We start from the raw sequence: 854 nt of genomic DNA on the forward strand, positions 1-854 counted from the left end.
GGTGTTTGGCAAATCAATAATGCTGATGTCTCATCACTCGTCGATGGTGATATTAGCTTTACGGCCAGTACTATCGATGTCGCAGGAAATCCAACCTCAGTATCAACCATTGTAAGCAAAGACTCTCAAGCATCTGTGACCATTGAAGCGGTAGATGATGACAATACGCTTAATGCTGTTGAAGTCCCCACCACAACTTTACGCGGTGAAGCGTTAAATATTGAAGATGGTCAAAATGTATTAATTTGGGTGACAGATTCAAGTGGCACTAGGTTGATATTTAATACCACTGTTGTTGATGGACTGTGGCAACTTGATAATCTTGATTTGTCATCATTACTTGATGGTGAGCTCACATTACGCGCTTTAGCTGTCGATGTAGAAGGTAATCCGAGCATTGGCAACAACACAGTAGCTAAAGATACAGTGGCTGATATCACTGTGGAAATTATCGATAATGATGGCGTTATCAATGCTGTAGAAATGACTCAAGTGGTTATTCAAGGTAGTGTCACAAACGTTGAAGACGGCCAAACAGTTACTGTGTTTCTCACTGATAACCAAGGTCAGTCGCTGACCTTAACTTCTATCGTCACCGGCGGAGTGTGGACGCTTGCTGCACAAGATTTATCAGCCTTTGATGATGGCTCTTTAGAAGTCACCGCAGAGGTCAGTGATGTAGCTGGTAACCCTGCCACTGCCACAACTCAACTTCCTGTTGATACAACCGCATTAATTGATATTACGATTGTTGATAACGATAACGTTATCAATACTGTTGAAATGACCCTGGTGGTTATTCAAGGTAGCGTCACAAACGTTGAAGATGGTCAAACGGTTACTGTGTTTCTCAC

General features: G+C 42.4%; 1 protein-coding gene. It reads left to right on the plus strand.

Annotated elements, in window-relative coordinates; translation table 11 throughout:
* Positions 1-854, plus strand: an 854-nt coding sequence (locus L2735_RS19860; RefSeq protein ID WP_248986312.1) for an Ig-like domain-containing protein, incomplete at both ends; no start/stop codon positions are given.

Source organism: Shewanella olleyana, from assembly GCF_023283825.1.
Taxonomy (GTDB): Bacteria; Pseudomonadota; Gammaproteobacteria; order Enterobacterales; family Shewanellaceae; genus Shewanella; species Shewanella olleyana.